The following is a 24,249-nucleotide window of genomic DNA, read 5'->3' as shown; positions in this document are numbered from 1 at the left end:
GGTATGTGGATCAAATGATTCCGGTAGGGTTGTGGTCACCGTCGCGGTTCAGAACGTCTTTGACGCGCCAACCCTCGCATATCCTGAAACCGAGACCCCGGACCCGCTAGGTGCGGCCGTTGGTTCCGTTCGGGGTGCGCCTGACGGGTCGCAAGCTGCAAGTACGGCGAGGCAGAGGATCAGGCCGACAGGTCTCATGCATTTTCTCTTTGTCATTCAGGACGTGTCAGATGCAGATGGGTGTGCGATCAGCAAATTGCAATTTTGGAGTTCAGAGCCCCAGATAAACGCCCAGCCCACCGCGTCTGAGACCAACGCCAACACCGCCATAGGTGCCGCTGCTGCCTACGCCGACGCTTGCGCTCATGGTGGGCTGTATGGGTTCGCCATCGGCACCACACCCGGCCAAGGCCGCTGCGACCGCAATCAATAGCACCACCCGTCGTATCTGCATTACACCAGCGCCTTCCATCGCTTGATCTGGGCCCGCACCTGATCCGGTGCGGTGCCGCCATAGGATTGGCGAGAGTTTACCGAATTTTCGACGGTAAGAACAGAATAGACGTCGTCGGTGATGTCCGCGTGGACCGATTGCATGTCCTCCAGCGTCAGATCCGGTAGGTCGCAGCCCTTGCTTTCAGCCATGGCCACCAGCGATCCAGTGACATGGTGCGCGTCGCGGAAGGGCAGGCCCAGCACGCGGACCAACCAGTCGGCCAGGTCGGTCGCAGTTGAAAAGCCAGACCCGGCAGCGGCAGCCAGGCTTTCGCGATTGGCGGTCATGTCCTTGACCATGCCTTCCATCGCGGCAAGTGCCAGCATCCAGTTATCTGCCGCATCAAATACCTGTTCTTTGTCTTCCTGCATGTCCTTGGAATAGGTCAGCGGCAGCCCCTTCATCACCATCATCAGGCCAGTATTCGCACCAAATATGCGGCCAACCTTGGCACGGATGAGCTCAGCTGCATCGGGGTTCTTCTTTTGCGGCATGATTGATGAACCAGTCGAGAAGCGATCAGACAGTGATACAAACCGGAATTGGGCCGAGGACCAGATTACCAATTCCTCGGCAAAGCGCGACAAGTGCATGGCGCAAATCGAGGCGGTCGACAGGAACTCCAACGCGAAGTCGCGGTCGCTGACAGCGTCCAATGAGTTGGCTGCGGGGCGGTCGAAGCCCAGCGCCTCAGCTGTCATCTGGCGGTCGATTGGGAAAGAGGTCCCGGCCAACGCGGCTGCGCCCAAGGGGGATTCGTTCATCCGGGCACGGGCGTCGCGCACGCGGGACAGATCGCGGCCAAACATCTCGACATAGGCCATCATGTGGTGACCCCAGGTTACTGGCTGCGCGGTTTGCAGGTGGGTGAAACCGGGCATGACCCAGTCTGCCCCGGCCTCGGCCTGCGCCAAAAGCGCGCGGATCAGGGCCAGAAGACCGGATTCTGCGGCATCTAGCTGGTCGCGAACCCAGAGTTTGAAATCGGTCGCCACCTGGTCGTTTCGCGACCGGCCCGTGTGCAGACGGCCTGCGGGTTCTCCGATCACCTCTTTCAGTCGCGCCTCGACATTCATGTGAATGTCTTCCAGCGCAGTCGAGAACTGAAATTCTCCGTTCTGAATTTCTGACAAAACGGTGAGCAGGCCTTCCCGAATGGCGTGCGCATCACTATCAGTAATAACGCCTGTGGCAGCCAGCATGGCGGCATGGGCGCGCGAGCCTGCGATGTCCTGGGCTGCCATCCGCTGATCGAACCCGATCGAGGCATTTATCGCCTCCATGATCGCGTCTGGACCAGCGGCAAAGCGGCCGCCCCACATCTGGTTCGAAGATTGATCGGTCATGAAAGAAAACCCGGAGTTGATATGCGCCTGTTACGTCTGATCCCCCTTTATATGGCCCTAGCGCTGGGTGCAAACGCCGCTTTGGCAACAGATGCGGCAACGCTTGGCCCATTGCGTGAGGGCAGCCTGAAGCGGCTGATCCTGCATAGTGAGCCCAAGCCGGTCAAAGTGGTCGATTTTGAACTAGAAGATGATGGCGGCACCGGATCGCTGGCCGACTACAAAGGCAAGTATGTGCTGCTGAACTTCTGGGCCACATGGTGTGCGCCGTGCCGCAAAGAAATGCCTCAGATCGCTGAACTGCAACAGGAGTTTGGCGGTGACAAATTCGAGGTTCTGACCCTGGCGACCGGTCGCAACACACCTGCCGGGATCAAGAAGTTCTTTGACGAAAACGGCATCGACAACTTGCCGCGTCATCAGGATCCGAAACAGGCGGTTGCACGCGAAATGGGAGTGATTGGCCTGCCGATCACTGTGATCATCGACCCCGATGGCAATGAGATCGCACGCCTGATCGGTGATGCAGAATGGAACTCGGACAGTGCCAAGGCGATAATTTCAGCGCTTGTCGAAGGCAATAGCTGAGGTCCCGCGCGCTCTTGCAGAAAATCTGTGTTAGAATGAGACCGGCCCCAACGGGCCGGTTTTCGTTTGCGACCGGAAGAAAGGGAGACTCCGATGAAACCGGTAGTTCTGTTGATTGGGCGGTTGCCGAATGTAATCGGCAACGTGGCACAACAACTGGATCACCTGCCGATTCAGTGGCTGGGCGCGCATGATCAGGATGAGGTGCGGCGGCAGCTGGACGCGGAACCGCGCATCGCCTGTGCGATCATGGGCGCGGGTCTTGATGACAAGATACGCGGAGAAATGGTTGGCATCATCGCCGCGCGCAGGCCCGATATCTGCATCCATCTCAAAGATCGGGCCTCTGGCCCTGACGGGTTAATGCCGTTTATCGCACGCATCGTCCAGCATGAGATTCTGGAAAGCCTGGAAAGCGGCTGACGCCACGCCACCTTTGACAGACAAATCGCCCGCTTGCAGGTTATCTGCAGGAGGATGGAATGCCGCTGGAAATACTATTGATCCTCGTCGTCGGCGGCATTGCCGGGGTCGCCTTGCTACTGCATCTGACGGGCAAGTCACGCTTGCAAGTGCTGACGCCTGAGACAGCGCACGAACAGTGGCTGCGTCACTTTCCAGATGATTCCATCATTGACGTAACCGTTGCCCATGATGGTCACGCCGCCCTTATCCGAACCGAAACCGGAGCCGGTCTGCTGTGGTCCTTTGGTGCCGATACCGTGGCCCGCCATTTACGGGATTTCGATTGGCTGGATCATCCCGAAGGCTTTGAAGTCCTGTTCCACGATTTCAGCACTCCTCGGGTCATCGTCCACCTTGATGAGACCGAACGCCAGCACTGGCAAAATCTGATGGATCCCGCATGACCGATCACGTGAGTTTTCCCGACGCGGTGCAATGGGCCGTGCCCTTCTTCATCGCGGCCATTTTGGCCGAATTCCTTTGGATCGCGATCAAAGGCCGGGGCGGTAGGTACGAAACCCGCGATGCCTTGACCTCGCTAATCATGGGGGCAGGCAATATCGCCTCGGGCTTTTTGCTGGGCTTCATCGCATATGCGTTTTTCATGTGGCTGTGGCAGATCACACCGCTCAACCTAGGGACCTCGATCCCGGTCATCATCTTGTGCTTTGTACTGGACGATCTGCGGTATTACTGGGTGCACCGCTTTGGGCACCGCATTCGCTGGGTCTGGGCCAGTCATGTGAACCACCACAGCTCACAGCATTACAACCTGACAACGGCGCTGCGGCAGACCTGGACCTATACATTCACCTTCATGATGGCGGTACGTGCGCCGCTAATCTTACTAGGCTTTCACCCGGCGATGGTGCTGTTCGTCGGAGGTCTGAACCTGATCTACCAATTCTGGATCCATACCGAAGCGATCGGCAAAATGCCGCGCTGGTTCGAAGCCGTCATGAATACGCCCAGTCACCACCGCGCCCATCATGGGCGAAATGCGCGATATCTTGATTGCAACTATGCGGGTGTCTTTATCATCTGGGACAAGATGTTCGGCACATTTGTCCCCGAGCAAGAAGATGACAAGGTCGACTATGGGCTTGTCCACAATATCGGCACGTTCAATCCGCTGCGCGTGGCGTTTCATGAATGGGTTGGAATCTGGCGGGACGCCACCCAACCGGGCCTGACCTTGCGCCAACGTCTGGCTTATTGTTTTGCCCCTCCGGGCTATAGCCACGATGGCAGCCGCGACAATTCCCAACAGATCAAGGCCAAGCACCTTGTCCGCCATCCGCAAGATCACGGCACACCGGGATTCGAACAGTTCGGCACCAAATCACCTGCTTCCACAGCCAAGCGGGCCTAGGTCTCAAAAAGACCTTTTCTTTGCTTGAAATTTGGCACAAGCGCTCCATATCCCCTGAGATGTTTTAAGAGTGCATTTCCGGAGGTCCGCATGTCAAAGCTGATGAGAATTTCTACGATCACAGGTTTGCTGGGCCTCGTCATCACAATGACCGCCGCACTCAACGGAGCAATGCCCGCGCTATTGGGGTTGGGATTTGTCATGGCCGCGCTGGGACTTTTAGGAGCGCTTATCGGTGCGGCTGCTTCGCTGCGACATGCTTGGCAATCAACACACTGATCTTCCGCCCCGCCACCTGCGATAAAACTTTGAGCGTTAACCCCGGTTTTACCTGTCTTCCCTGAAACTGGCCCCGGCCAAAATCATCGGGATCAGGGGAACGGTACGTCATGGGAAACAGGAAACGCGCAGACCTGCCCGAGGGATCGGACGACCCTTTGAGCGCCGCCGTCACTTCACGGGATCGATCGGTGGTACAGATGGCGACCGAAGCCGTGAAGCATAGACAATGCAGGCTGGCGTTCCAGCCTGTTGTTCAAGCACATCCTCCTCAGGGAATCGCGTTCTACGAGGGGTTCATCCGTGTATTGGATGAAACCTGCCGCGTCATCCCCGCGCGCGAGTTCATGCCACAGGTTGAGAACACGCCAATTGGCCGGGACCTTGATTGCGTCGCGCTTGAAATGGGGCTGCGCACTCTGATCCGCAACCCTGGCATCCGCCTGTCAATCAACATGTCCGCGCGGTCCATCGGTTATTCCAACTGGTCGCGTGTGCTGGATAGGTTTCTGAAAAAAGACGCAAGCTTGGGCGAAAGGTTGATTCTGGAAATCTCAGAATCTTCGGCGATGCAGGTGCCCGAACTGGTGGTAGATTTCATGGATCGCCAACAAGCCCGCGGTATCGCCTTTGCGCTGGATGATTTTGGGGCCAGTAACTTTGGCTTTCGCCACTTTCGTGAATTTCTGTTCGATGCCGCCAAGATCGATGGGCAGTTCATCAGGGGCATCAGCAGCAATCCCGACAATCAATCGCTGGTGCGCGCACTGATTGCAGTTGCGCGGGAATTCGAAATTCTTGTCACCGCCGAATCGGTCGAAAGTGACGAAGATGCTCATTTCCTGATCGCAAACGGTGTCGATTGTCTGCAGGGCTTTCTGTATGGAGCGCCTTCAGTCACTCCGCCCTGGAGCTCGGAAAAAGCTGCAAAAACGGGCAGTTGATAGCAGCTGGTCGCGCGGAACACCGCCAAGGCTCACTCTGAGACAAGCTGTCCGTTGCTGCAGATGCAGCATTGCGCTATTGCAGAAGATGCTTGAGCGGGGGATCACGAGGCGCTCTTGCACCCGGAGAAGACTTCTCCTTACACCGCGCCGTCAGATTTCCCACAGGACCATGACGGTAAAGGATTGACTTTATGACCAACGTAGTAATCGCATCCGCCGCACGTACGGGCGTCGGTAGCTTTAGCGGTTCGTTTGCGAACACCCCCGCACATGATCTGGGCGCTGCCGTCCTTGAAGCAGTTGTCGAACGTGCCGGGATCGACAAGGGCGAAGTAAGCGAAACCATCATGGGCCAGGTCCTGACTGCCGCCCAAGGTCAGAACCCAGCGCGCCAGGCGCATATAAATGCGGGCCTGCCGCAGGAAAGCGCGGCTTGGGGCATCAACCAGGTCTGCGGTTCGGGTCTGCGTGCTGTTGCTCTGGGTGCACAGCATATCCAATTGGGCGATGCCGACATCGTTGCGGCTGGTGGACAAGAAAACATGACCCTGTCGCCCCATGCCGCCGCCCTGCGCGCCGGTCATAAAATGGGTGACATGAAATACATCGACACGATGATCCGCGATGGTCTGTGGGATGCCTTCAACGGCTATCACATGGGTCAAACGGCTGAGAACGTCGCCGAGAAATGGCAGATCAGCCGCGATATGCAGGATGAATTTGCGGTCGCCTCGCAAAACAAAGCCGAAGCGGCCCAGAACGCTGGCAAGTTCGCCGATGAAATCGTGCCCTTCACCATCAAGACCCGCAAGGGCGACATCGTGATGGACAAGGACGAATACATCCGCCACGGCGCGACAATCGAAGCCATGGGCAAACTGCGCCCCGCCTTCGCCAAGGACGGTTCTGTCACGGCCGCAAACGCTTCGGGCCTGAATGACGGTGCCGCTGCCACCCTGCTGATGTCGGCTGAGAATGCCGAAAAGCGTGGGATTGAGCCCTTGGCCCGAATTGCATCCTACGCGACCGCCGGACTTGACCCGTCGATCATGGGCGTTGGCCCGATCTACGCTTCGCGCAAGGCGCTGGAGAAAGCTGGATGGTCGGTCGATGATCTGGATCTGGTCGAAGCAAACGAAGCCTTCGCAGCGCAAGCCTGCGCTGTAAACAAAGACATGGGTTGGGATCCGTCGATCGTAAACGTCAATGGTGGTGCAATTGCCATCGGACACCCAATCGGCGCGTCCGGCTGCCGGGTTCTGAACACCCTGCTGTTCGAAATGAAGCGCCGGGATGCCAAGAAAGGTCTCGCGACCCTCTGCATCGGCGGCGGCATGGGTGTCGCCCTGTGTGTGGAGCGTGACTAAGTGCGCTGAAAACTAAATACAAAAGGGCGTCTACTGGGCGCCCTTTTTTGTTACAATCGGATCATACCCCTTAGATGCGACAATATCGCCGGACAGAAAGACAAGATCGATCACGAAACGATATTGCGCACCCTTAACTCTCAGAGTAACAGAATTACCAAGACGACTAAATTTGGAGGAGTCCTAAATGGCACGTACAGCACTCGTAACCGGCGGTTCCCGCGGCATCGGCGCAGCAATTTCCAAGGCGCTGAAGGCCGAAGGATACAATGTTGCCGCCACTTATGCAGGCAATGACGAAGCCGCCGCAAAGTTCACCGACGAAACCGGTATCAAAACCTATAAATGGAATGTTGCGGATTACGACGAATCCAAAGCGGGCATCGAAAAAGTCGAGGCCGAGGTTGGCCCGATCGACATCGTGGTCGCCAACGCAGGTATCACCCGCGACGCTCCGTTCCACAAGATGACACCTGAACAGTGGCATCAGGTCATCGACACCAACCTGACTGGTGTGTTCAACACCGTGCACCCGGTATGGCCGGGTATGCGCGAGCGTAAATTTGGTCGTATCATCGTGATCAGCTCGATCAACGGTCAGAAAGGCCAGTTTGCGCAGGTCAACTATGCCGCAACCAAAGCGGGCGATCTGGGCATCGTGAAATCTCTGGCGCAGGAAGGTGCGCGGGCCGGTATCACGGCCAACGCGATCTGCCCCGGCTACATCGCGACCGAAATGGTCATGGCCGTGCCGGAAAAAGTGCGCGAATCGATCATCGGTCAAATCCCGGCTGGTCGTCTGGGTGAACCGGAAGAAATCGCGCGTTGCGTCGCCTTCCTGGCATCGGACGATTCGCAGTTCATCAACGGCTCGACCATTTCCGCAAACGGTGCACAGTTCTTCGTCTAAACCGGCGACCTGAGAATGAAAACGGGCCGGTCCATCAAGGACCGGCCCTTCTTTTATCCCGTAAGATCACGCGCGCTGCGATCAGCGGGAACCGAATAGCCAGGACCAGAATCCTACAACCACCTTGCCGCGCTCTTCATGAGCGCGGTGAATGGCGTTCTGAATGGCTGGGTTTGTTGTCATCTCGATCATGCTGAACCCCTCTCAATCAAGTTGGATTTGTCTTGCCATCAACATGGCCTTTGATTTTAAATTGCACAAACGAGAGTTTTCGATCCTTCAGTTCAGAAAAACTTAACCGACATGACCGACCGCCTGCCTCCGCTGACTGCTTTGCGCGCCTTCGATGCCGCCGCACGAAATATGTCGTTTGCCAAGGCGGCGGAGGAGCTGAACGTGACCCCGGCTGCCCTGTCCTTTCAAATCAAGTCGTTAGAAGAGCATCTGGGCCACCCCGTGTTTCGCCGGCTCAATCGCGCCGTCGAACTGACCGAAGCCGGGCGCACATTGGCACCCGGAACCGCAGATGGCTTTGCCGCCCTGCAAGCCGCGTGGCAAGCGACGCGGAGGCTGCAGGATGAAACCAGCCTAACGGTTACAGCAGGCCCTGCCCTGACAGCGAAATGGCTGGCACCGCGCCTTTATGAGTTTGCCCGTGCAAATCCGGGGATTGACCTGAAATTCTCGGCCACTCTGCGCAACATGGACCTTGAACGGGATGACGTGGACGTGGCGATCCGCTTTGGTTATGGGCCGGATGAGGGGCTCTATTCGGTTCCCGTCCGCAAGGAGTGGCTGACACCGGTTATGACCCCGGAGCTGGCCGAACAATTCCCCACGCCTGCGTCGTTGCGCGACGCCCCCCTGATCCACGACGATTCGATCAGTTTCCTCAAGCCGCGTTGCGACTGGCCTGCATGGTTCCGCGCGGTGGGATTGGACTTCACACCGACCCATGGGGCGCATTTTTCAAACGCCGATCACGCCATCGATGCTGCCGTGGCCGGGGTGGGCGTGGTTCTGGGGCGGCGCGCCATGATCCTGAAAGACCTGACCGAAGGGCGACTGGTCGCGCCGTTCAAAGTGGCACTGGAGACCGCCGGGCGATTTCGTTTCCTCTGCCTGCAAGGGGCAGAGAAGCGACCGCAGATCGCAGCGTTCCGCGACTGGTTCATATCCGAGATTGAAAAGACCGCGCATATATCGGATGAGTTTGAAATCATCCCTGTTGAGAAGGTAGCTGGTGAATGAGCAGAATGGGCGCGACCGCGATTGGTTTTGTCGCCGTTTTGCTATGGTCTCTGCTGGCGCTGTTCACTGTGGGTTCGGCCCCGACGCCGCCTTTGTTGTTGAACGCGATCTGTTTTACCATCGGCGGTACGCTGGGTCTGATTTGGACATTCGCCAGCGGCGGGCTGGGTCAACTGCGCCAGGTCGCGTGGACGACATACCTGCTTGGATCAATTGGCCTTTTTGGCTACCACGCGCTGTACTTTTCAGCCCTTCGCATGGCCCCTGCAGCCGAGGCTGGGCTTATCGCTTATCTCTGGCCTTTGCTGATCGTTCTTCTGTCAGGTCTGCTGCCCGGAGAACATCTGAAACCTGGTCACCTTATCGGAGCCTGCCTTGGCTTTGCTGGAGCCGCCGTCATCATCACGGGTGGTGGCAGCGCAGGGTTTCAGGTCCAGCATCTGCCCGGCTACGGGCTGGCCTTGCTGTGCGCGCTTACATGGTCCAGCTACTCGGTTCTATCGCGACGGCTGGGTGATGTGCCGACAAGTTCGGTCGCGGTGTTCTGCATTTTGACGGCGATCGCCTCATGGGCCTTGCATTTCACGGTGGAAGAAACGATCTGGCCGCAAGGCACATTTGGCTTGGCCTCGACCTTTGCACTTGGCCTGGGACCGGTTGGGCTGGCGTTCTATGTCTGGGATATCGGCGTCAAGCGCGGGGACATTCAAATACTGGGCACCGCCTCATACGCGGCACCTTTGCTATCGACGCTTGTGTTGGTTCTGGCCGGGATCGCCGCCCCGTCCTGGGGCCTGGCGATCGCGGCCTTGTTTGTCACCGGTGGCGCTGCCATCGCGGCCCGCGCCAGCCTGAAGGCCTAGAACCTTAGGTCGACAGGCGCTCGATCTCTTCTTTTAGCTTCAGCTTTTGCTTCTTCAGCTGTGCGATATGGAGATCGTCAATACCAGGCGAGCGTTGCGCTTCTTCCACTTCAAGACCGAGAATTTCGTGTTTTTTCTTCAACTCCGTCAGATGTGCGCTCACGCTCATGGCGGTCCTCCTTCTCTGGTTTGTAAGTGTCACGTAAGAAGTTGATCACATCATTTCCAGCCTGTCACGCTGCAGACGCACGAAATCTATAATAAATCCGACAAATTCGGCTGGTCATTGCCGATCAGGCAAAGTGCCCTGTCAAATCCGCCGCATCGCGCAACACCGCCGAAACCACAGGAGTATAGCTTTCACCGTCTTCTACGTGCTGTTCACCGAGGTGCAGAATCAGCGGAGCGTGCAGCCGAAATGCGGCGCGTCCGCCCTTTCTGGCGCGCAAAACCACTAGCTCAGCCCCGCGATCCACACGGGGGGCCAGAGGTAGCACCTGAATCGAGCCCAAGCGGCCCGCGCACCCCGCAAGCATATCGGGCAGCCGGTCTGCCCTCTGGATCATGTGAAGATAACCGCGCGGCGCCAGACGTCGGGCGGCGACATTGATCCAGTCCTCAAGCGGCGTGTCTTCACCCAGTGCGATCTGCCGACCCGCGTCGGTGGCAGGGCTATGCGCGCCTGCCCGGTAGTAGGGCGGATTGGCGATCACATGATCGAACTGTTCTTGTCGCAGATCATTCGGTAGTGCGTTCAAATCCGCCTCAACCACGGTGATCGCTGCGTTTTGTTCCGAATTGCGGCGGGCCAGATCTGCATAGCCAGCCTGCAGTTCAACCCCAGTTGCCTTCAGGTGCGGCACTCGCGCCATTAGGCACTGAATAGCAGCCCCTGCCCCGCAGCCCAATTCCAGCACCGACTGGCCAGCTTGTGCCGGGACCGATGCCGCCAGTAAGACCGGATCGACCCCTGCACGATATCCTGAGCGCGGCTGCCACAGACGCACACGCCCGCCCAGAAAATCATTGCAGGTCAGATCACTGTCGGAAAAGCTGCTCATCGCCCCAGCGGGATCTCGTTATCGCGCATGACCCGTTCGGCGCGGGTCAGATCATCTGCCCGCACCATCAGGCGACGTGGAAAGATTCCGATGCCGCCTTCTAGGATGCTCATATTTACGTCCATCTGAAAGCAGTCTATATCCTCGCCCTCAAGGAGAGCCGTTGCAAAGGCTAGGATTGTCGGATCGGTGCTGCGCAATAGTTCTTTCATGGGGATGGATGTAAGGGCAAGGTGACAGGGATGTCGAGCCTTGTATCAGGAGAGTGATGAACGTCAGCACGATCTCGAAACCGCATGAGCGTCTGGCAGAGATGCTTGCGGGCGAAATGGCAGCAGTAAATACGCTGATTCGGACGCGTATGGCGTCGGAACATGCCCCGCGCATTCCCGAAGTGACCGCGCACCTGGTCGAGGCGGGCGGCAAGCGTCTACGCCCGATGCTGACCCTGGCGGCGGCGCAGCTGTTCGGCTATTCAGGCGACCATCACGTCAAGCTGGCTGCAACGGTCGAGTTCATTCATACCGCAACCCTGCTGCATGACGATGTCGTCGATGAAAGCGGGCAGCGGCGCGGGCGACCCACGGCAAACCTGCTATGGGACAATAAATCCAGTGTTCTGGTTGGCGATTACCTGTTTTCCCGCAGCTTCCAGTTGATGGTCGAAACCGGTTCGTTGCGGGTTCTGGATATCCTTGCAAATGCATCGGCCACAATCGCCGAAGGCGAGGTGCTGCAGATGACAGCGGCCACCGATCTGGGCACGGATGAAAGTGTCTACCTGCAGGTCGTGCGCGGCAAGACAGCGGCGCTGTTTTCTGCCGCAACCGAAGTGGGTGGTGTGATCGCAGGCGCGACCGAGGCGCAGGTCAAGGCGCTGTATGACTATGGCGATGCGCTTGGAATCGCGTTCCAGATCGCAGATGATCTTTTGGATTATCAGGGCGATAGTGCGGCCACAGGCAAAAACGTCGGCGACGACTTCCGTGAACGCAAATTGACCCTGCCAGTGATCAAAGCCGTGGCTCAGGCAACTGCCGAGGAACACGCGTTTTGGGAACGGACGATCGGTCGCGGACGGCAGGAAGAGGGCGATCTGGATCACGCTTTGTCACTGATGGCCAAATACAGCACGCTGGACGCAACCCGCACGGATGCGTTTGGTTGGGCGGCCAAGGCCAAGGCTGCGCTGGCGCCTCTTCCGGATCACGAAATCCGCACCCTGTTAGGCGATCTGGCCGATTACGTCGTATCGCGCCTTAACTGAGCGTCGTTGCGCGGCACCACCAGCCGGGTTTGGCCGCGCCGATCTCATAGGCGGCAAAATGGGCTGCTTTGAGCGTTGGATAAAGTGCGAAACAGGTTGAGCCTGAACCCGACATACGAACCATCAACGCATCTTGGGTGTCTTCCAACGCCGCTATGACCTCCGCAATGCCCGGCGCTACAGATATTGCAGGTGCCTCTAAATCATTCCGCTGAACCTGCAACCACGTGGCGCAGTCTTCCGCTGTTTTGAATGCAGGGATCTCAGCAGGCATCGGTGCGTTGTCTCTGCTCTGCAAAGCGGAAAACACCGGGCCGGTGGGAACTTCAATACCCGGATTGACCAAAAGCGCCGGGAGGGGCGGCAACGCCATCGGCTCAATCTGTTCACCAATCCCGCGCATACGCGCTGCAGCAGCATGTATGCATACCGGGACATCCGCGCCAAGCGACAGCGGCACGCTATCGGGCCACTCTCCCCCCTTCGTCGCAGTGCGCAATACCGCCGCAGCATCCGATGAGCCGCCCCCGACACCGCCACCGTGCGGCAGTTGTTTGTTCAGATGAATGCGACCGGTCCAGCCTGCGGCCTCGGCGGCCTGCCAGACCAGATTGCGATCATCGGTCGGTACGCCATCCGAAAACTCACCCGTGACCGACAGAGACAGCTCGGGGCCGGAACTGAGGCTCAACTGATCCCCAACATCGGCAAAGGCAACCAACGAATCAAGCAGATGATATCCATCCGCGCGTTGGCCGGTCACATGCAGGGTCAGGTTGATCTTGGCGGGGGCAAATGCCTCAGCCTTCATTGGCGACCTTCAGGGGTTCGGCGCCTTCCTCGGCCAGAACCGCATCCAATCCGACTTCGATCTTGCGGCGGATGCGTTCAGGATCGGCTTCGCCGTCGGTATCTTCAGGATCAATGAAAGACAGTGCTCGTTTCCACTGGAACTCGGCTTCACGCCCGCGACCTACGGCCCAGTAAACATCGCCCAGATGGTCATTTACCACCGGATCGACCGGCATCAGTTCAACGGCGCGCTCCATGTGGTCAACTGCTTCGTCGTACCGGCCCAGGCGGAACAACACCCAGCCCAAGCTGTCAACGATATAGCCGCTGTCAGGGCGCGCTGCGACGGCGCGTTCGATCATATTCAACGCTTCGTCCAATTTCTCGCGCCGCTCGACCAGCGAATACCCGAGATAGTTCAGCACCTGTGGTTGGTCCGGGTTCAACTCAAGCGCGCGGCGGAAATCGGCCTCGGCCTCGTCCCAGTTCTTCAGCCGTTCATGCGATATCCCGCGGGCATAATGCAGGAACCAGTTTCCGCCTGCACCCTCTTCCGTCAGGCCAATCGCCTTGTCGTAAGAGGTGACCGCTGCCGCGTAATCCTCTTGCTGGCGCCGCAGGTCGGCCAGGGCTACATGCACACCGGGCAAATCGGGGCTTTGAGCGGCAAGGTTTTGCAGGACCTCGGCGGCAGCTTCTTTTCTGTCAGAGCGACTTAGGACCTCGGCGCGCCCCAGCTCGGCGGCATGATAATCGCTGCTGTTCGGAGGCACCTGCCGATAGACATCAACCGCCAGATCATATTGTTCCAGCCCATCCAACAACTCAGCGCTTAGCAAAAGCGCATCAATATGGTCAGGCCGCAGAAAGGCCGCGACGCGGGCATATAGCAGAACATAATCCTGCGCGGCCTCGGCACTCAGCGCAGCGCCAACGGTGAAGAAAACCTCGGCCATGCCATCCTGTGCAGAACGGACATGGGTAAAGGGCAGCGTTTCGCCATCAGACAGCCGGGTGACGTAACCTTCGATGGTCGGATCACTGCCGGCGGCAAAGACGTTATCCAGAAATTCCAGCGCATCGTCGTTGCGATCCAGCTGCGACAACACTTCGGCACGCGCCAGCGCAGCCCGGCGTGAAAAACGGGCGACCAGGCCATCATCTGCGGCAAGGATCGCTTCGGCCCCCTCAAAGTCTCCGACTGACGCCAACGCCATGGCCTTGTGATAAAGTGCAAATTCTTTCAGACCTTCCTGCGTGGTAACAACGTCAAATTGTTCCATCGCTTTGGTCATGGCGCCTTGCCCCATATGAGCCCAAGCAATCATCAGGCCATCAACGAGCGGTCCAACCCCTTGCGTTTCGGGATCGCGGGCCAGAAATTCATCCAGCTTGCCATCTGCCACCAGATTGGCGGCGATCACCATCCGAGCGGCCTGGCTGGGCAGTTCATTTTCCTCGATAACTTCGGCGACGGTCAGGGCCCGCTCAATCTCACCCAAGGCGAGCCGGGCGACGACCACGTTTTCCAGCAGTTTCGGATTTTGGGGATCAGCGCGAAGCGCCTGCGCATAGTAACGCTCGGCAGCGGGATAGTCGCTCTCATAAATCGCCTGACGCCCGGCCAGATACGACCCCGATCCGGTATCCGATACCGCAGGAAACGCGATTGAAGAACTGAGGATCACGGCCAGAGCCGCGCGTCGAACCAGGGAAACCACTGATAATCTGCCTTGCTGTCGTTGACTGACCGACAAGCTAGGGCTTTGCTGGGCGAGAGGCAATGGCAGAGCCTTCACGACCCTGCCAACGCCCGTGTTCTTGCCTACATATTGGGGTAGTTCGGCCCGTCGCCGCCCTGCGGTGTAGTCCAGGTGATGTTCTGGCTGGGATCCTTGATGTCACAGGTCTTGCAGTGAACACAGTTCTGGAAGTTGATCACGAATCGCGGCCCGTCTTCATCCTCGACCATCTCATAGACGCCTGCGGGGCAGTAACGCTGTGCTGGCTCGTCGAATTTGGGCAGGTTGACCTTAACCGGGATGTCCGGGTCGGCCAGTTTCAGATGGCAAGGCTGGCTTTCCTCGTGGTTGGTGGCCGCAAACGATACGTTCGTCAGGCGGTCAAAGGACAGTGTGCCATCGGGTTTCGGGTAGTCGATGGGTTGATGCTTGCTGGCATCTTCGGTCGATTCCGCGTCGTTCTTGCCGTGGCCCAGCGTGCCCAGCAGCGAGAAGCCCAGCGTATTGGTCCACATGTCCATACCGCCCAGTACCAGGCTGGCGGTCAGGCCGTATTTCGACCACAGCGGTTTGACGTTTCGCACCTTCTTCAGATCCGAGCCGATTGCACCATCGCGAACGTCGGCCTCATAGGCGGTCAGCTCATCACCCGAACGCTCGGCCTTGATGGCATCATAGGCGGCCTCGGCCGCGGCCTTGCCTGACAGCATCGCGTTGTGGTTGCCCTTGATGCGCGGCACGTTGACCATGCCCGCCGAGCAACCCAACAGCGCAACACCCGGTGCGACCAGTTTCGGCATCGACTGGTAGCCACCCTCGGTGATCGCGCGGGCACCATAAGCCACACGCTTGCCGCCCTTAAGCAGTTCAGCCACCATCGGGTGATGCTTGAAGCGCTGGAATTCCATGTAGGGGTACAGGTGCGGGTTTTTGTAGTTCAGGTGAACCACAAAGCCGACATAGACCTGATTGTTTTCAAGGTGATAGATGAACGACCCGCCACCCGCGTTGCTGCCCAGCGGCCAGCCCATGGTGTGCGTGACCGAGCCTTCTTTGTGCTTGGCTGGATCAATCTCCCAGATCTCTTTCATGCCAACGCCGTATTTCTGCGGCTCTTTACCGGCAGACAGGTCGTATTTGGCGATGACTTCCTTGGACAGTGAGCCGCGCACGCCTTCCGACAGAAAGACATATTTACCATGCAGTTCCATGCCCGGCTCGGTGTTGGGGCCGTAGGATCCGTCTGGCTCCAGACCAAATACACCGGCAACAACGCCTTTGACTTCGCCGTTCTCACCGTAGACCAGCTCGGAACAGGCCATGCCGGGGAAGATTTCAACGCCCAGCTCTTCGGCCTGTTCGGCCATCCAGCGGCAGACATTGCCCATCGAGACGATGTAGTTGCCGTGGTTGTTCATCAGCGGCGGCATGGGCGCGTTGGGGATGCGGATCTGACCGGCCTCACCCAGCATATAGAAGTTGTCTTCGTTCACCGGCGTGTTCAGCGGCGCGCCCTTGTCCTTCCAGTCGGGGATCAGCGCGTCCAGCCCGCAGGGGTCCAGCACCGCGCCCGACAGGATGTGCGCGCCCACTTCCGAGCCCTTCTCAAGCACCACGACATTCAGGTCGGCATCCAGCTGTTTCAGACGGATGGCCGCAGACAGGCCCGCAGGGCCAGCGCCCACGATCACCACGTCATATTCCATCGCTTCGCGTTCAATCTCGGCCATCGCGGGCTCCTTAGCTAACTTTCCGAATTGGCGCTTTCTTCATGCGGTCGGCGCAATATTGTTTCACGGCTGATTACATGGTCATAAAGACTTTGGTCAATCGAAACACGGCGTAACAACGCCGCTATTCGACACTTCAGGCTTCGGGTGCGTCCCCCATGAGGTATCTGGGACCGCTACCATGGGATTTGGCCCTGTCATCGGGGTTGTAAAGCTTGCATTTCGGCAGGCTGAGGCAGCCGCAACCGATACATCCATCCAGATTGTCGCGCAGTCGCATCAGCGTATCGATTCGCTGATCCAGATGCGTGCGCAGCCGTTCGCTGATACTCTTCCAGTCCTGAGGCGTCGGTGTGCGGTTTCCTGGCAAGCCCGACAATACCTCGCGGATCTCGGGCAAAGTCAGACCGAATTGCTGCGCGATCATCACAAAGCTTAACCGTCGGATATCGGCGCGCTGATAACGCCGCTGCCCACCCGCGTTACGCCATGGAGATATCAAACCTTGCGCCTCGTAGTATCGGATCGCCGACACCGCCAACCCGGTGCGCCGGGCCAATGCTCCAATCGCCAGACCTTCCGAAACAACCATTACATCCTCCCAAAGAAACCTCTTGACCTAAAGTTAGGTTTAGAAATTACGGTGAGTCGGGACAAGCCTCAAATTGGAAGGAGAATCCCATGATGGCGACGCTGGAACATACTAATTTCACGGTCCGCGACCCAAAGGCATCTGCGGCGTGGATGCAGAAAGTCTTCGACTGGAAAACACGCTGGGAAGGCCCTGCCATTGCCGGTGGCTACACGGTGCATGTGGGCAGCCCGCATACCTATCTGGCACTCTACGCCCCCGGCGATCCCAAGCCATCAGGCGAAAACAGCTATGATTTCGTGGGCGGCTTGAACCATGTAGGTGTGCTGGTCGAGGATATCGACGCCACCGAGGAAAAGGTCCGCAAAGCGGGATTTGAACCGCACAACCACGCAGACTATGAGCCAGGCAAGCGGTTCTATTTCGAAGATGACAATGGCATCGAATTCGAAGTAGTTCAGTATGATTGAGATGCTGTGGCTTGGGCACGAAGCCAGCCGTTGGCGAAGTGGAGAATTGTTGGGACAGCGCCACAGGCGCGCCCGCCCCCCTGAACGGCGGCGCTAAGTTGCGAGTTTACTGACAACGCACACCTCCCCTCTTGCAATTCACGCCTCATTTGGGTCAGGTAATTGCCAACCCATCCTTCGCCCCGACGCTATTGTGCGGCGGGGCGTAACAATTTCTGCGTGGACGACAAGACAATGGAAAAGATCCCCATGACGCCTTCGGGCAATGCCGCGCTCGAGGCAGAGCTGAAGAATCTGAAATCCGTCGAGCGCCCGGCGATCATCGAGGCGATTGCCTCAGCCCGCGAACTGGGCGACCTGAAAGAAAACGCCGAATACCACTCGGCGCGCGAAAAGCAGGGCTTTATCGAAGGCCGCATCAAAGAGCTTGAAGGCATCCTGTCGCTGGCAGATGTCATTGATCCGGCCAAACTGTCAGGGGCCATCAAGTTCGGCGCGAAGGTCACGTTGGTGGATGAAGATACCGACGAAGAAAAGACCTGGCAGATCGTGGGTGAGTATGAGGCCAATATCGAAGCGGGCCTTCTGAACATCAAATCCCCCATCGCCCGCGCCCTGATTGGCAAAGAAGAAGGCGACAGTGTCGAGGTCCGCACCCCCGGAGGCGTGCGCTCTTATGAAGTTCTGAATATCGAATACGCCTGACCGGAGCGTTTGTCATGTCAGGGTCTGAACCTGAGCAAGAACCCGAGAAACCCACCTCGCTGGGTATCTACGACCGTCCGGCGCACCGTTCGGTCACCGAGATCGAGATTGCAGCAGTTGTTCTCAGCCTGATCTGGCTGGTGGTGTCGGTCGTGTTTCTGGTACTGCCCGGCGGGCAACAAGGAGGGTTCATCGTCACCTTCCTGGCGGTGTTCATGCCGGTCGCAATGATCTGGGTCGCAGCCCTTGCGATGCGCGCCAGCCGAGTGATGCGCGAAGAAAGCGCCCGCCTGCAGACAGCCATCGATGCGATCCGCAACAGCTATGTCGTTCAGCAACAACGCGCGGCCAGCACGTATGAGCCGACGGTCGGCAAGAAACTGGATGAAATCGCCGAAAGCGCAAAAAAGACCGAGAGCGCGCTGGCGACATTCTCGACCAATCGCGGTGAACCCGGGCGCACCCAAAGGCCCGCGCCGGACATGGCCAATCAGACTTCGTTGGAACTTGGCACCTCAGCGGAAGAAATTGCGCCCCCGTTGCCCACCGACATCTTTATCCGCGCCCTGAACTTCCCCGAGACGCAAAGCGATGCCGAGGGATTTAACGCGCTGCGGCTTGCATTGAAAGATCGCAAGACATCGAAACTTGTGCAGGCCTCACAAGATGTTCTGACCCTTCTCAGCCAGGAAGGCATCTATATGGATGACCTGCGCCCCGATATGGCCCGACCCGAAGTCTGGCGGCAATTTGCCCAAGGCGCGCGCGGGCGGTCGGTGGCTGCCTTGGGTGGCATTCGGGACCGTTCGTCACTGGCGCTGACTGCGGCGCGGATGAAACAGGATCCGATCTTTCGCGATGCCGCACACCATTTCCTGCGCCGCTTTGACCATATGATCGTCGAGTTCGAACCTAATGCCAGCGATGCCGAGCTTACAGCTCTGGGCGAAACCCGCACAGCGCGTGCCTTCATGCTGGTGGGACGTGTCGCAGGGACGTTCGATTAAAGCCCAAAACTCCCGTAGGGTATGAACCTCACCAGATCGCCGGGCTTGATATCGCGGGCACCGTCCTCGATTTCGACCAAGCCTTCGGCCCAGCTCAGCCCGCTGATCCGGCCAGATCCTTCCGAATGGAATACCTCGGCCTGTCCTTCACGGATGCGCGCCCGCAGGTATTCCCGGCGACCCGGTTTCTTGTGCTTTTTGAACGCGGCGGGCACGTCGAAGCCTTGCGGCTCTTGCCAGCCTGCACCGGCCAGCAGGTTCAGTGCTGGGCAGGCAAAGATCAACGTGCAAACCAGTGCTGCCACCGGATTGCCCGGCAAGCCAAACACCGGCGTCTGATCCCACATGCCCAGCGCCAAAGGCCGCCCGGGTTTTAGTGCGATGCGCCATTCCTGCATCGCCCCGGCCTCTCGCAACAATGCCGAGACGTGATCTTCATCGCCGGCGGAGGCGCCGCCACTGGTAAGGATTACATCCACTTGCTGAGCTGCGCGATCCAAATGCTGTTTCAGCGCCGCGCGATCATCCTCGGCGCGCCCAAGATCAACCGATTTGAATCCAATCCGCTCGGCCAGTGACAGCAGCATCGGACGATTGGCATCATAAATCTGCCCCAGTCCGGCGCTGTCACCCGGCTCGACCAGCTCATCCCCGGTCGATAGCACTCCGACCCGCAAAACCTTGCGGACAGAAACTTCAGTCAGACCAACCGCCGACAAAAGCGCCAGATCCGTTGGTGTTAAACGCCGCCCAACTGGCAAGGTCAGCGCGCCTTCAACCACGTCTTCGCCTGCCTTTCGCGTGTTCGCGCCCTGTTTTAACGGACCTCGGAATGCAATGTGCCCCTGATCAAAGGTCACATCCTCTTCCAATATGACCGTATTAACACCCTTTGGCAGTGCAGCTCCGGTAAGAATGCGTATCGCATGGCCCTCTGGGACCTCACCGTCAAAGGGTACACCCGCGGCCGCCCGGCCCTCTACCAAAGGCATGACACAGGGTCCGTCCGGCACCGGACCGGCAAATCCGTACCCATCGACAGCGGTGTTGGGCTGAGGCGGGTTTGATCGTTTGGCCGACACGTCCACCGCCAGAACTCGGCCCGCCGCCCGCATCACGGGCACGTTTTCAACCCCAGCTACAACCGACAATCTGTCTCGCAAAAGCGCCAGAGCCTCATCAACGGGTGTCCAGTTCACCCCTGCAGGCAAGGCGAAACAATCATTGCGCAAGGGCGGAGGTGAGATATCCGGCGTGCTCATAATCCGACCTCTTCCAGGATAAAATCTGCAATGGCCGCCGTATCATCCAGATCAAACACCGGGCAATCCAATTCCAAAGGCGTATCACTTGCAACCGCGCGAACCGTATCATCATCCGTGGCGATCAGCGGATTTTCGGGTTCTGCGCGAAACGCTTCGATCTTGGGGTGACGCTCGCGCTTGAAGCCTTCGATCAACACCAGATCGACCGGAGACAAACGCGGCAGCAAGGTGTCCAGCTTCGGCTCGGGCGCACCGCGCAACTCCTGCATCAGTGCGATCCGCTGGCCGGATGCCAACAGCACTTCGGACGCACCCGCCGCGCGATGCCGCTGGCTGTCGGTACCCGGCTGGTCGACGTCGACGGAATGATGCGCATGTTTAACGGTGGAAACGGTATACCCACGTCCGGTGATTTCAGCCACCAGCCGTTCCACTAGGCCGGTTTTGCCCGCGTTTTTCCAACCGGTGACGCCGTAGACCCTCATACCTGCTCCAACAAGGTTTCAGCGCGGGCCAGATCATCGGGAGTGTTGACGTTGAAGAACGGATCAAACGGCTGGGCCGAAAACAGCGCCTCTCGCCCATCATGCTGGTCGGTCCACAGGACAACCTTGCGCAGTCCACCGTTCAACGCCGCCCTCAGATCATCGCGCAATGCCACCGGCCAGAGCCCAAAGGTCGGATGCCGATTGATCCGCTTGCCGCCGCCGGATTTTAAAGCCTCGTCACTCGTGCGCGGGGTGGTTGCCAGAACAAGGGGGTATTTCTGCCCTTCGGATGCGTGCACCAGCCGCCTCACCAGATCATGCGGAAAGAACGGCGTATCCGCCGCAACCGTCACGATAGATTGAGCGCCCTGTTCAGCGGCCCAATCAAGCCCGGCCAAAACGCCGGCCAGCGGTCCTGCAAAGCCCTCGATCGAGTCCGAAACAACCGGCAAGTTCAAGCGGGCAAACCGTTCGGCATCGCCGTTGGCGTTCAAAGCCAGCCCGCCGACCTGAGGGCGCAGCCTGTCTATCACCCGATCCAGCAGGCTCTGCCCGCCGATCTGCAACAGCCCTTTATCGCCGCCTCCCATTCGCGTTGCGAGGCCGCCTGCCAGAATAACCCCCAGCGGTTTTTGCGACTGTTCAGCCATCGGCACTTTTCCTGCGATGTTTTTTGTCCTCAATCGCCACGCTCGACGGATCAACATCGCGCACCAATCGGTCTTCGCCCGACAAACACACGAACCGCTGCCCGCGCATCCGGCCGATCAGAGTCAAACCGACCTCGCGCGCGATCTCGACACCCCAGGCGGTGAATCCCGATCGCGAAGCGAGAACAGGGATGCCCATCATCGCCGTTTTGATCACCATTTCCGAGGTCAAACGACCGGTCGTATAGAGGATCTTGTCAGACGCAGTCGCACCCTCGGAGAGCATCCAGCCTGCGATCTTGTCGACCGCGTTATGGCGGCCCACGTCTTCCATATAAACCAACGGGTGGCTTTCATGACAAAGCACCGTGCCATGGATGGCACCCGCCTCGAGGTACAGAGACGGGGTGCGGTTGATCTTCGACGCCAACTCATACAGCCATGAGGTGCGCACCGAGACCTGTGGCAGGCGCACGTCCTCTAGCCCCTCCATCATGTCTCCGAACACAGTGCCTACTGCGCAACCGCTGGTGCGAGTCTTCTTCTTCAGCTTGTCCTCGTATGAGGTCTCACGCGCTGTACGCACGACCACGGTTTCCAGATCGTCGTCATAGTCGACCCGAGTAATTTCATCATCTGCAAGCAGCATCCCCTGATTACGCAGAAACCCGAGCGCAAGGTATTCGGGATAGTCGCCGATGGTCATTGCCGTCACGATTTCCTGTGAGTTGAGGAAAATGGTCAGCGGGCGTTCCTCGACCACCGAGATCTGACTGATCTCACCATTCTGGTCCACACCCTCGACACCGCGCATCAGGCGGGCAGCCCCCGGATCGGGCGCAATGAGGTAGTCTGACAGGTCGATCTCCGTGGCCAATTGCAACCCCTTCCCAAGACGGCTACTGCTGCTCGCGTCACCATAGGATTTAGCCATGGCCTCTGCCACATCCAAGTCATACTTCTGGAAAGGTTTTCTCGACGGGACGCCGTTTATCTTCGTCGCCATGCCCTTTGGCCTTCTGTTTGGTGTTTTTGCCACAGAAGCAGGGCTGGATATCATCCAGACGATGGCCTTTTCCGCCACGGTGTTTGCCGGCGCTGCTCAGTTCACCGCATTGCAATTGCTGCAGGACAATACACCAACGGTTATCGTTCTGATCTCGGCCCTGGCTGTGAACCTGCGGGTGGCCATGTATTCGGCTTCACTGACCCCTTATCTGGGGGCGGCTCCGCTGTGGCAACGGGCCCTTGGAGCCTATCTTATTGTTGATCAGTCTTACGCCTGTTCGATTGTCCGATTCGAGAAAGAACCGGATATGTCCGTGCCTCAGCGCATGGCGTATTTTGTCGGCTCGGTCACGCCGATCACGCCGCTTTGGATACTCGCCACTTATCTGGGTGCTGTTCTGGGGGCGCAGATTCCGGAAAGCTGGGCTCTGGATTTTGCGCTGCCGATCACGTTCTTGTCCATGATCGGACCGATGATGCGCACCATGGCGCATGTTGTAGCCGCGCTGGTGGCGATTGTTGTCGCCCTGCTGTGCGTGGCAGTGCCGTTCAATCTTGGACTGTTGATCGCAGGGATAGCCGGGATGATGGCAGGTGCACGGGCTGAATTGATGTTAGAGCGGAAAAAGTCATGACGCAGATCGACCCGACAACCATGTGGATCATCATCGTAGGTCTGGCGATAGGCAGCTACCTTCTGCGCTTTACCTTTATCGGGCTGGTTGGCGACCGCCCGATGCCGCCCTGGCTTCTGCGGCACCTGAGGTACACAGCAGTGGCGATTCTGCCTGCCCTGATCGCACCTTTGGTAGTCTGGCCCACGGCCACCGAAGGACAACCGGATATGCCGCGCATGGCGGCTGCGGCAGTTGCGTTGACGGTGGGAATTGTGACGAAGAACGTCATAGCGGCCATCATTTCAGGGGCCGCCACGCTTTACGGTCTGCTGTACCTAGTTGGTTGAGACCGCTTCAAGCTGATTGAGGCGCGCATTGTTTTCCGCCAGCCCCTGCTGAAGATCAGCCGAGTCATTCTCACGATAGTCCGTGCTGACAACGCCTGGAATCTGACCAAACTGATCGGATAGCTTCACCGGGTAGAATGTTGTTTTGATTTGCTCGAACCCCGGGACCTGTTGCAGCAATTGCGAGGTCGAATTTGCACAAAAAGCCTGCGAAACCGGGCCCATCTGCTTGGCCAATTGCAGCGCGATCTCGGCCTGCTGTGGCGTCACTTCGATCGTCTGAATACGGGCATAATGCGTCTCGCGCGCATGACTGCTACGATAAGCGCGTTCGACATTTGGCGTGATGCCATAAAGGACATCATTCTTGATCGGCACCACATCCGCCCGGAACGATCCGGCGGGGTCAAATATGACCCGCTCGCTGCCGCTGATCATCAGCGACGTGTGTGCCCCCGACCCGGTGCGCGTGCTGATCATCGTATAGAGCGTCAGTGTCGATGGCCCCGGATCACGATAGGACCGGGCCACGATTTCCGAGGGATCAGCCTGCGGGCGCTGCGATCCCGCGCAACCCGCAACTGTCACTGCCAGCAGGCAGGCAATCAGAATCCTGAACAAGAG

General features: G+C 58.4%; 30 protein-coding genes. 16 read left to right on the top strand and 14 right to left on the bottom strand.

Annotated features, from left to right (window positions below; translation table 11 throughout):
* Positions 1-271: 271 nt before the first annotated feature.
* Complete coding sequence (locus ACR0MP_RS07785; RefSeq protein WP_170395762.1) at positions 272-454, bottom strand: argininosuccinate lyase; 183 nt, start codon at positions 452-454, stop codon at positions 272-274.
* Entirely contained in the window at positions 454-1,842 is a 1,389-nt protein-coding gene (gene argH / locus ACR0MP_RS07780; protein WP_170408352.1) for an argininosuccinate lyase, read from the bottom strand. The genes ACR0MP_RS07785 and argH overlap by 1 nt, the downstream gene beginning before the upstream one ends.
* Positions 1,843-1,863: 21 nt before the next feature.
* Between argH and ACR0MP_RS07775 the strand changes: the two genes are divergently transcribed.
* From ACR0MP_RS07775 to yddG, 10 genes are all read left to right on the top strand, one after another.
* Complete coding sequence (locus tag ACR0MP_RS07775) at positions 1,864-2,430, top strand: TlpA disulfide reductase family protein (RefSeq protein ID WP_170395758.1); 567 nt, start codon at positions 1,864-1,866, stop codon at positions 2,428-2,430.
* Between the two features lie 93 nt (positions 2,431-2,523).
* Entirely contained in the window at positions 2,524-2,853 is a 330-nt protein-coding gene (locus tag ACR0MP_RS07770) for a hypothetical protein (RefSeq protein WP_480886302.1), read from the top strand.
* 59 nt (positions 2,854-2,912) lie between these two features.
* Complete coding sequence (locus tag ACR0MP_RS07765; RefSeq protein WP_170408353.1) at positions 2,913-3,299, top strand: hypothetical protein; 387 nt, start codon at positions 2,913-2,915, stop codon at positions 3,297-3,299.
* Positions 3,296-4,267, top strand: coding sequence for a sterol desaturase family protein (locus tag ACR0MP_RS07760; RefSeq protein ID WP_480886300.1), 972 nt, complete (start codon positions 3,296-3,298; stop codon positions 4,265-4,267). Before ACR0MP_RS07765 ends, ACR0MP_RS07760 begins: the two co-directional genes overlap by 4 nt.
* 90 nt (positions 4,268-4,357) lie before the next feature.
* Positions 4,358-4,546 carry a hypothetical protein gene (locus tag ACR0MP_RS07755; protein ID WP_170395750.1) on the top strand — a complete coding sequence of 63 codons (189 nt, stop codon included), beginning with the start codon at positions 4,358-4,360 and terminating at the stop codon, positions 4,544-4,546.
* Between the two features lie 110 nt (positions 4,547-4,656).
* On the top strand, positions 4,657-5,490 hold the full coding sequence (locus ACR0MP_RS07750; protein WP_170408355.1) for an EAL domain-containing protein: 834 nt from the start codon (positions 4,657-4,659) through the stop codon (positions 5,488-5,490).
* Positions 5,491-5,684: 194 nt separating this feature from the next.
* A complete protein-coding gene (locus ACR0MP_RS07745; RefSeq protein WP_170395746.1) occupies positions 5,685-6,860 on the top strand; it encodes an acetyl-CoA C-acetyltransferase in 1,176 nt (391 codons plus the stop codon).
* A gap of 187 nt (positions 6,861-7,047) precedes the next feature.
* Entirely contained in the window at positions 7,048-7,770 is a 723-nt protein-coding gene (phbB, locus tag ACR0MP_RS07740) for an acetoacetyl-CoA reductase (RefSeq protein WP_170395744.1), read from the top strand.
* Positions 7,771-8,073: 303 nt separating this feature from the next.
* The gene (locus tag ACR0MP_RS07735) at positions 8,074-9,021 is read left to right on the top strand and encodes a transcriptional regulator GcvA (protein WP_170408356.1); all 948 of its coding nucleotides are present in this window, start codon (positions 8,074-8,076) and stop codon (positions 9,019-9,021) included.
* Complete coding sequence (yddG, locus tag ACR0MP_RS07730) at positions 9,018-9,884, top strand: aromatic amino acid exporter YddG (RefSeq protein WP_170736713.1); 867 nt, start codon at positions 9,018-9,020, stop codon at positions 9,882-9,884. The genes ACR0MP_RS07735 and yddG overlap by 4 nt, the downstream gene beginning before the upstream one ends.
* 4 nt (positions 9,885-9,888) lie before the next feature.
* On the opposite strand, the gene ACR0MP_RS07725 is transcribed toward yddG, so the two are convergent.
* The 3 genes from ACR0MP_RS07725 to ACR0MP_RS07715 all read right to left on the bottom strand — a co-directional run bounded on the left by ACR0MP_RS07725 (position 9,889) and on the right by ACR0MP_RS07715 (position 11,157).
* Positions 9,889-10,053: a YdcH family protein gene (locus ACR0MP_RS07725; protein WP_170395738.1), complete on the bottom strand. Its 165-nt coding sequence runs from the start codon at positions 10,051-10,053 to the stop codon at positions 9,889-9,891.
* Between the two features lie 124 nt (positions 10,054-10,177).
* Positions 10,178-10,945, bottom strand: coding sequence for a methyltransferase (locus ACR0MP_RS07720; protein WP_170395736.1), 768 nt, complete (start codon positions 10,943-10,945; stop codon positions 10,178-10,180).
* Positions 10,942-11,157, bottom strand: coding sequence for a putative signal transducing protein (locus ACR0MP_RS07715; protein WP_008755664.1), 216 nt, complete (start codon positions 11,155-11,157; stop codon positions 10,942-10,944). Before ACR0MP_RS07715 ends, ACR0MP_RS07720 begins: the two co-directional genes overlap by 4 nt.
* A 56-nt stretch (positions 11,158-11,213) precedes the next feature.
* Between ACR0MP_RS07715 and ACR0MP_RS07710 the strand changes: the two genes are divergently transcribed.
* Positions 11,214-12,212 (top strand): polyprenyl synthetase family protein, encoded by a 999-nt coding sequence (locus ACR0MP_RS07710; RefSeq protein WP_170513874.1) that lies wholly within the window; start codon positions 11,214-11,216, stop codon positions 12,210-12,212.
* Here ACR0MP_RS07710 and ACR0MP_RS07705 read toward each other — a convergent pair.
* From ACR0MP_RS07705 to soxR, 4 genes are all read right to left on the bottom strand, one after another.
* Entirely contained in the window at positions 12,205-13,023 is an 819-nt protein-coding gene (locus ACR0MP_RS07705; RefSeq protein ID WP_480886298.1) for a 4-(cytidine 5'-diphospho)-2-C-methyl-D-erythritol kinase, read from the bottom strand. The genes ACR0MP_RS07710 and ACR0MP_RS07705 overlap by 8 nt on opposite strands.
* The gene (locus ACR0MP_RS07700; RefSeq protein ID WP_480886296.1) at positions 13,013-14,725 is read right to left on the bottom strand and encodes a tetratricopeptide repeat protein; all 1,713 of its coding nucleotides are present in this window, start codon (positions 14,723-14,725) and stop codon (positions 13,013-13,015) included. The genes ACR0MP_RS07705 and ACR0MP_RS07700 overlap by 11 nt, the downstream gene beginning before the upstream one ends.
* 104 nt (positions 14,726-14,829) lie before the next feature.
* Positions 14,830-16,476: an electron transfer flavoprotein-ubiquinone oxidoreductase gene (locus ACR0MP_RS07695; RefSeq protein ID WP_480886294.1), complete on the bottom strand. Its 1,647-nt coding sequence runs from the start codon at positions 16,474-16,476 to the stop codon at positions 14,830-14,832.
* A gap of 136 nt (positions 16,477-16,612) precedes the next feature.
* Complete coding sequence (gene soxR, locus ACR0MP_RS07690) at positions 16,613-17,068, bottom strand: redox-sensitive transcriptional activator SoxR (RefSeq protein WP_170395726.1); 456 nt, start codon at positions 17,066-17,068, stop codon at positions 16,613-16,615.
* 89 nt (positions 17,069-17,157) lie between these two features.
* On the opposite strand from soxR, the gene ACR0MP_RS07685 reads away from it, so the two are divergent.
* The 3 genes from ACR0MP_RS07685 (at position 17,158) to ACR0MP_RS07675 (ending at position 19,250) form a co-directional block, all read left to right on the top strand.
* Positions 17,158-17,538, top strand: coding sequence for a VOC family protein (locus ACR0MP_RS07685; protein ID WP_170408363.1), 381 nt, complete (start codon positions 17,158-17,160; stop codon positions 17,536-17,538).
* A 234-nt stretch (positions 17,539-17,772) separates the two neighbouring features.
* Positions 17,773-18,243 (top strand): transcription elongation factor GreA, encoded by a 471-nt coding sequence (gene greA / locus ACR0MP_RS07680; RefSeq protein ID WP_170408364.1) that lies wholly within the window; start codon positions 17,773-17,775, stop codon positions 18,241-18,243.
* 14 nt (positions 18,244-18,257) lie between these two features.
* A complete protein-coding gene (locus tag ACR0MP_RS07675) occupies positions 18,258-19,250 on the top strand; it encodes a hypothetical protein (RefSeq protein WP_170513856.1) in 993 nt (330 codons plus the stop codon).
* Here ACR0MP_RS07675 and ACR0MP_RS07670 read toward each other — a convergent pair.
* The 4 genes from ACR0MP_RS07670 to ACR0MP_RS07655 are packed head-to-tail and all read right to left on the bottom strand — an operon-like array spanning position 19,247 to position 22,587.
* A complete protein-coding gene (locus ACR0MP_RS07670) occupies positions 19,247-20,512 on the bottom strand; it encodes a molybdenum cofactor synthesis domain-containing protein (RefSeq protein ID WP_170408366.1) in 1,266 nt (421 codons plus the stop codon). The genes ACR0MP_RS07675 and ACR0MP_RS07670 overlap by 4 nt on opposite strands.
* On the bottom strand, positions 20,509-21,000 hold the full coding sequence (mobB, locus tag ACR0MP_RS07665; protein ID WP_170408367.1) for a molybdopterin-guanine dinucleotide biosynthesis protein B: 492 nt from the start codon (positions 20,998-21,000) through the stop codon (positions 20,509-20,511). The genes ACR0MP_RS07670 and mobB overlap by 4 nt, the downstream gene beginning before the upstream one ends.
* A complete protein-coding gene (gene mobA, locus ACR0MP_RS07660; protein WP_170408368.1) occupies positions 20,997-21,653 on the bottom strand; it encodes a molybdenum cofactor guanylyltransferase MobA in 657 nt (218 codons plus the stop codon). Before mobA ends, mobB begins: the two co-directional genes overlap by 4 nt.
* Positions 21,646-22,587 carry a formate dehydrogenase accessory sulfurtransferase FdhD gene (locus ACR0MP_RS07655; protein ID WP_170408369.1) on the bottom strand — a complete coding sequence of 314 codons (942 nt, stop codon included), beginning with the start codon at positions 22,585-22,587 and terminating at the stop codon, positions 21,646-21,648. Before ACR0MP_RS07655 ends, mobA begins: the two co-directional genes overlap by 8 nt.
* On the opposite strand from ACR0MP_RS07655, the gene ACR0MP_RS07650 reads away from it, so the two are divergent.
* Both ACR0MP_RS07650 and ACR0MP_RS07645 read left to right on the top strand, forming a co-directional pair.
* Complete coding sequence (locus ACR0MP_RS07650) at positions 22,586-23,296, top strand: AzlC family ABC transporter permease (RefSeq protein WP_480886292.1); 711 nt, start codon at positions 22,586-22,588, stop codon at positions 23,294-23,296. The genes ACR0MP_RS07655 and ACR0MP_RS07650 overlap by 2 nt on opposite strands.
* A complete protein-coding gene (locus ACR0MP_RS07645) occupies positions 23,293-23,625 on the top strand; it encodes an AzlD domain-containing protein (protein ID WP_480886291.1) in 333 nt (110 codons plus the stop codon). Before ACR0MP_RS07650 ends, ACR0MP_RS07645 begins: the two co-directional genes overlap by 4 nt.
* Here ACR0MP_RS07645 and ACR0MP_RS07640 read toward each other — a convergent pair.
* On the bottom strand, positions 23,614-24,246 hold the full coding sequence (locus ACR0MP_RS07640) for a hypothetical protein (RefSeq protein WP_170408372.1): 633 nt from the start codon (positions 24,244-24,246) through the stop codon (positions 23,614-23,616). The two genes, ACR0MP_RS07645 and ACR0MP_RS07640, sit on opposite strands and share 12 nt — an antisense overlap.
* Between the last annotated feature and the right edge of the window lie 3 nt (positions 24,247-24,249).

It is taken from the genome of Ruegeria sp. K3 (assembly GCF_056531845.1).
The sequence above is the reverse complement of the archived record's forward strand: the minus strand, read 5'-3'. Positions and strand labels throughout refer to the sequence as shown.

Bases quoted from the DNA above. Each gene is read 5' to 3' on its own strand.
- ACR0MP_RS07655 (WP_170408369.1), bottom strand. From the start codon at position 22,587: ATGGCTAAATCCTATGGTGACGCGAGCAGCAGTAGCCGTCTTGGGAAG.
- ACR0MP_RS07770 (WP_480886302.1), top strand. From the start codon at position 2,524: ATGAAACCGGTAGTTCTGTTGATTGGGCGGTTGCCGAATGTAATCGGC.
- ACR0MP_RS07670 (WP_170408366.1), bottom strand. From the start codon at position 20,512: ATGAGCACGCCGGATATCTCACCTCCGCCCTTGCGCAATGATTGTTTC.
- ACR0MP_RS07710 (WP_170513874.1), top strand. From the start codon at position 11,214: ATGAACGTCAGCACGATCTCGAAACCGCATGAGCGTCTGGCAGAGATG.
- ACR0MP_RS07720 (WP_170395736.1), bottom strand. From the start codon at position 10,945: ATGAGCAGCTTTTCCGACAGTGATCTGACCTGCAATGATTTTCTGGGC.
- mobA (WP_170408368.1), bottom strand. From the start codon at position 21,653: ATGGCTGAACAGTCGCAAAAACCGCTGGGGGTTATTCTGGCAGGCGGC.
- ACR0MP_RS07735 (WP_170408356.1), top strand. From the start codon at position 8,074: ATGACCGACCGCCTGCCTCCGCTGACTGCTTTGCGCGCCTTCGATGCC.
- argH (WP_170408352.1), bottom strand. From the start codon at position 1,842: ATGACCGATCAATCTTCGAACCAGATGTGGGGCGGCCGCTTTGCCGCT.
- ACR0MP_RS07695 (WP_480886294.1), bottom strand. From the start codon at position 16,476: ATGGCCGAGATTGAACGCGAAGCGATGGAATATGACGTGGTGATCGTG.
- ACR0MP_RS07725 (WP_170395738.1), bottom strand. From the start codon at position 10,053: ATGAGCGTGAGCGCACATCTGACGGAGTTGAAGAAAAAACACGAAATT.
- greA (WP_170408364.1), top strand. From the start codon at position 17,773: ATGGAAAAGATCCCCATGACGCCTTCGGGCAATGCCGCGCTCGAGGCA.
- ACR0MP_RS07760 (WP_480886300.1), top strand. From the start codon at position 3,296: ATGACCGATCACGTGAGTTTTCCCGACGCGGTGCAATGGGCCGTGCCC.
- ACR0MP_RS07705 (WP_480886298.1), bottom strand. From the start codon at position 13,023: ATGAAGGCTGAGGCATTTGCCCCCGCCAAGATCAACCTGACCCTGCAT.
- ACR0MP_RS07765 (WP_170408353.1), top strand. From the start codon at position 2,913: ATGCCGCTGGAAATACTATTGATCCTCGTCGTCGGCGGCATTGCCGGG.
- yddG (WP_170736713.1), top strand. From the start codon at position 9,018: ATGAGCAGAATGGGCGCGACCGCGATTGGTTTTGTCGCCGTTTTGCTA.
- ACR0MP_RS07785 (WP_170395762.1), bottom strand. From the start codon at position 454: ATGCAGATACGACGGGTGGTGCTATTGATTGCGGTCGCAGCGGCCTTG.
- ACR0MP_RS07715 (WP_008755664.1), bottom strand. From the start codon at position 11,157: ATGAAAGAACTATTGCGCAGCACCGATCCGACAATCCTAGCCTTTGCA.
- ACR0MP_RS07675 (WP_170513856.1), top strand. From the start codon at position 18,258: ATGTCAGGGTCTGAACCTGAGCAAGAACCCGAGAAACCCACCTCGCTG.
- mobB (WP_170408367.1), bottom strand. From the start codon at position 21,000: ATGAGGGTCTACGGCGTCACCGGTTGGAAAAACGCGGGCAAAACCGGC.
- phbB (WP_170395744.1), top strand. From the start codon at position 7,048: ATGGCACGTACAGCACTCGTAACCGGCGGTTCCCGCGGCATCGGCGCA.
- ACR0MP_RS07650 (WP_480886292.1), top strand. From the start codon at position 22,586: ATGGCCTCTGCCACATCCAAGTCATACTTCTGGAAAGGTTTTCTCGAC.
- ACR0MP_RS07750 (WP_170408355.1), top strand. From the start codon at position 4,657: ATGGGAAACAGGAAACGCGCAGACCTGCCCGAGGGATCGGACGACCCT.
- ACR0MP_RS07685 (WP_170408363.1), top strand. From the start codon at position 17,158: ATGATGGCGACGCTGGAACATACTAATTTCACGGTCCGCGACCCAAAG.
- ACR0MP_RS07645 (WP_480886291.1), top strand. From the start codon at position 23,293: ATGACGCAGATCGACCCGACAACCATGTGGATCATCATCGTAGGTCTG.
- ACR0MP_RS07745 (WP_170395746.1), top strand. From the start codon at position 5,685: ATGACCAACGTAGTAATCGCATCCGCCGCACGTACGGGCGTCGGTAGC.
- soxR (WP_170395726.1), bottom strand. From the start codon at position 17,068: ATGGTTGTTTCGGAAGGTCTGGCGATTGGAGCATTGGCCCGGCGCACC.
- ACR0MP_RS07755 (WP_170395750.1), top strand. From the start codon at position 4,358: ATGTCAAAGCTGATGAGAATTTCTACGATCACAGGTTTGCTGGGCCTC.
- ACR0MP_RS07775 (WP_170395758.1), top strand. From the start codon at position 1,864: ATGCGCCTGTTACGTCTGATCCCCCTTTATATGGCCCTAGCGCTGGGT.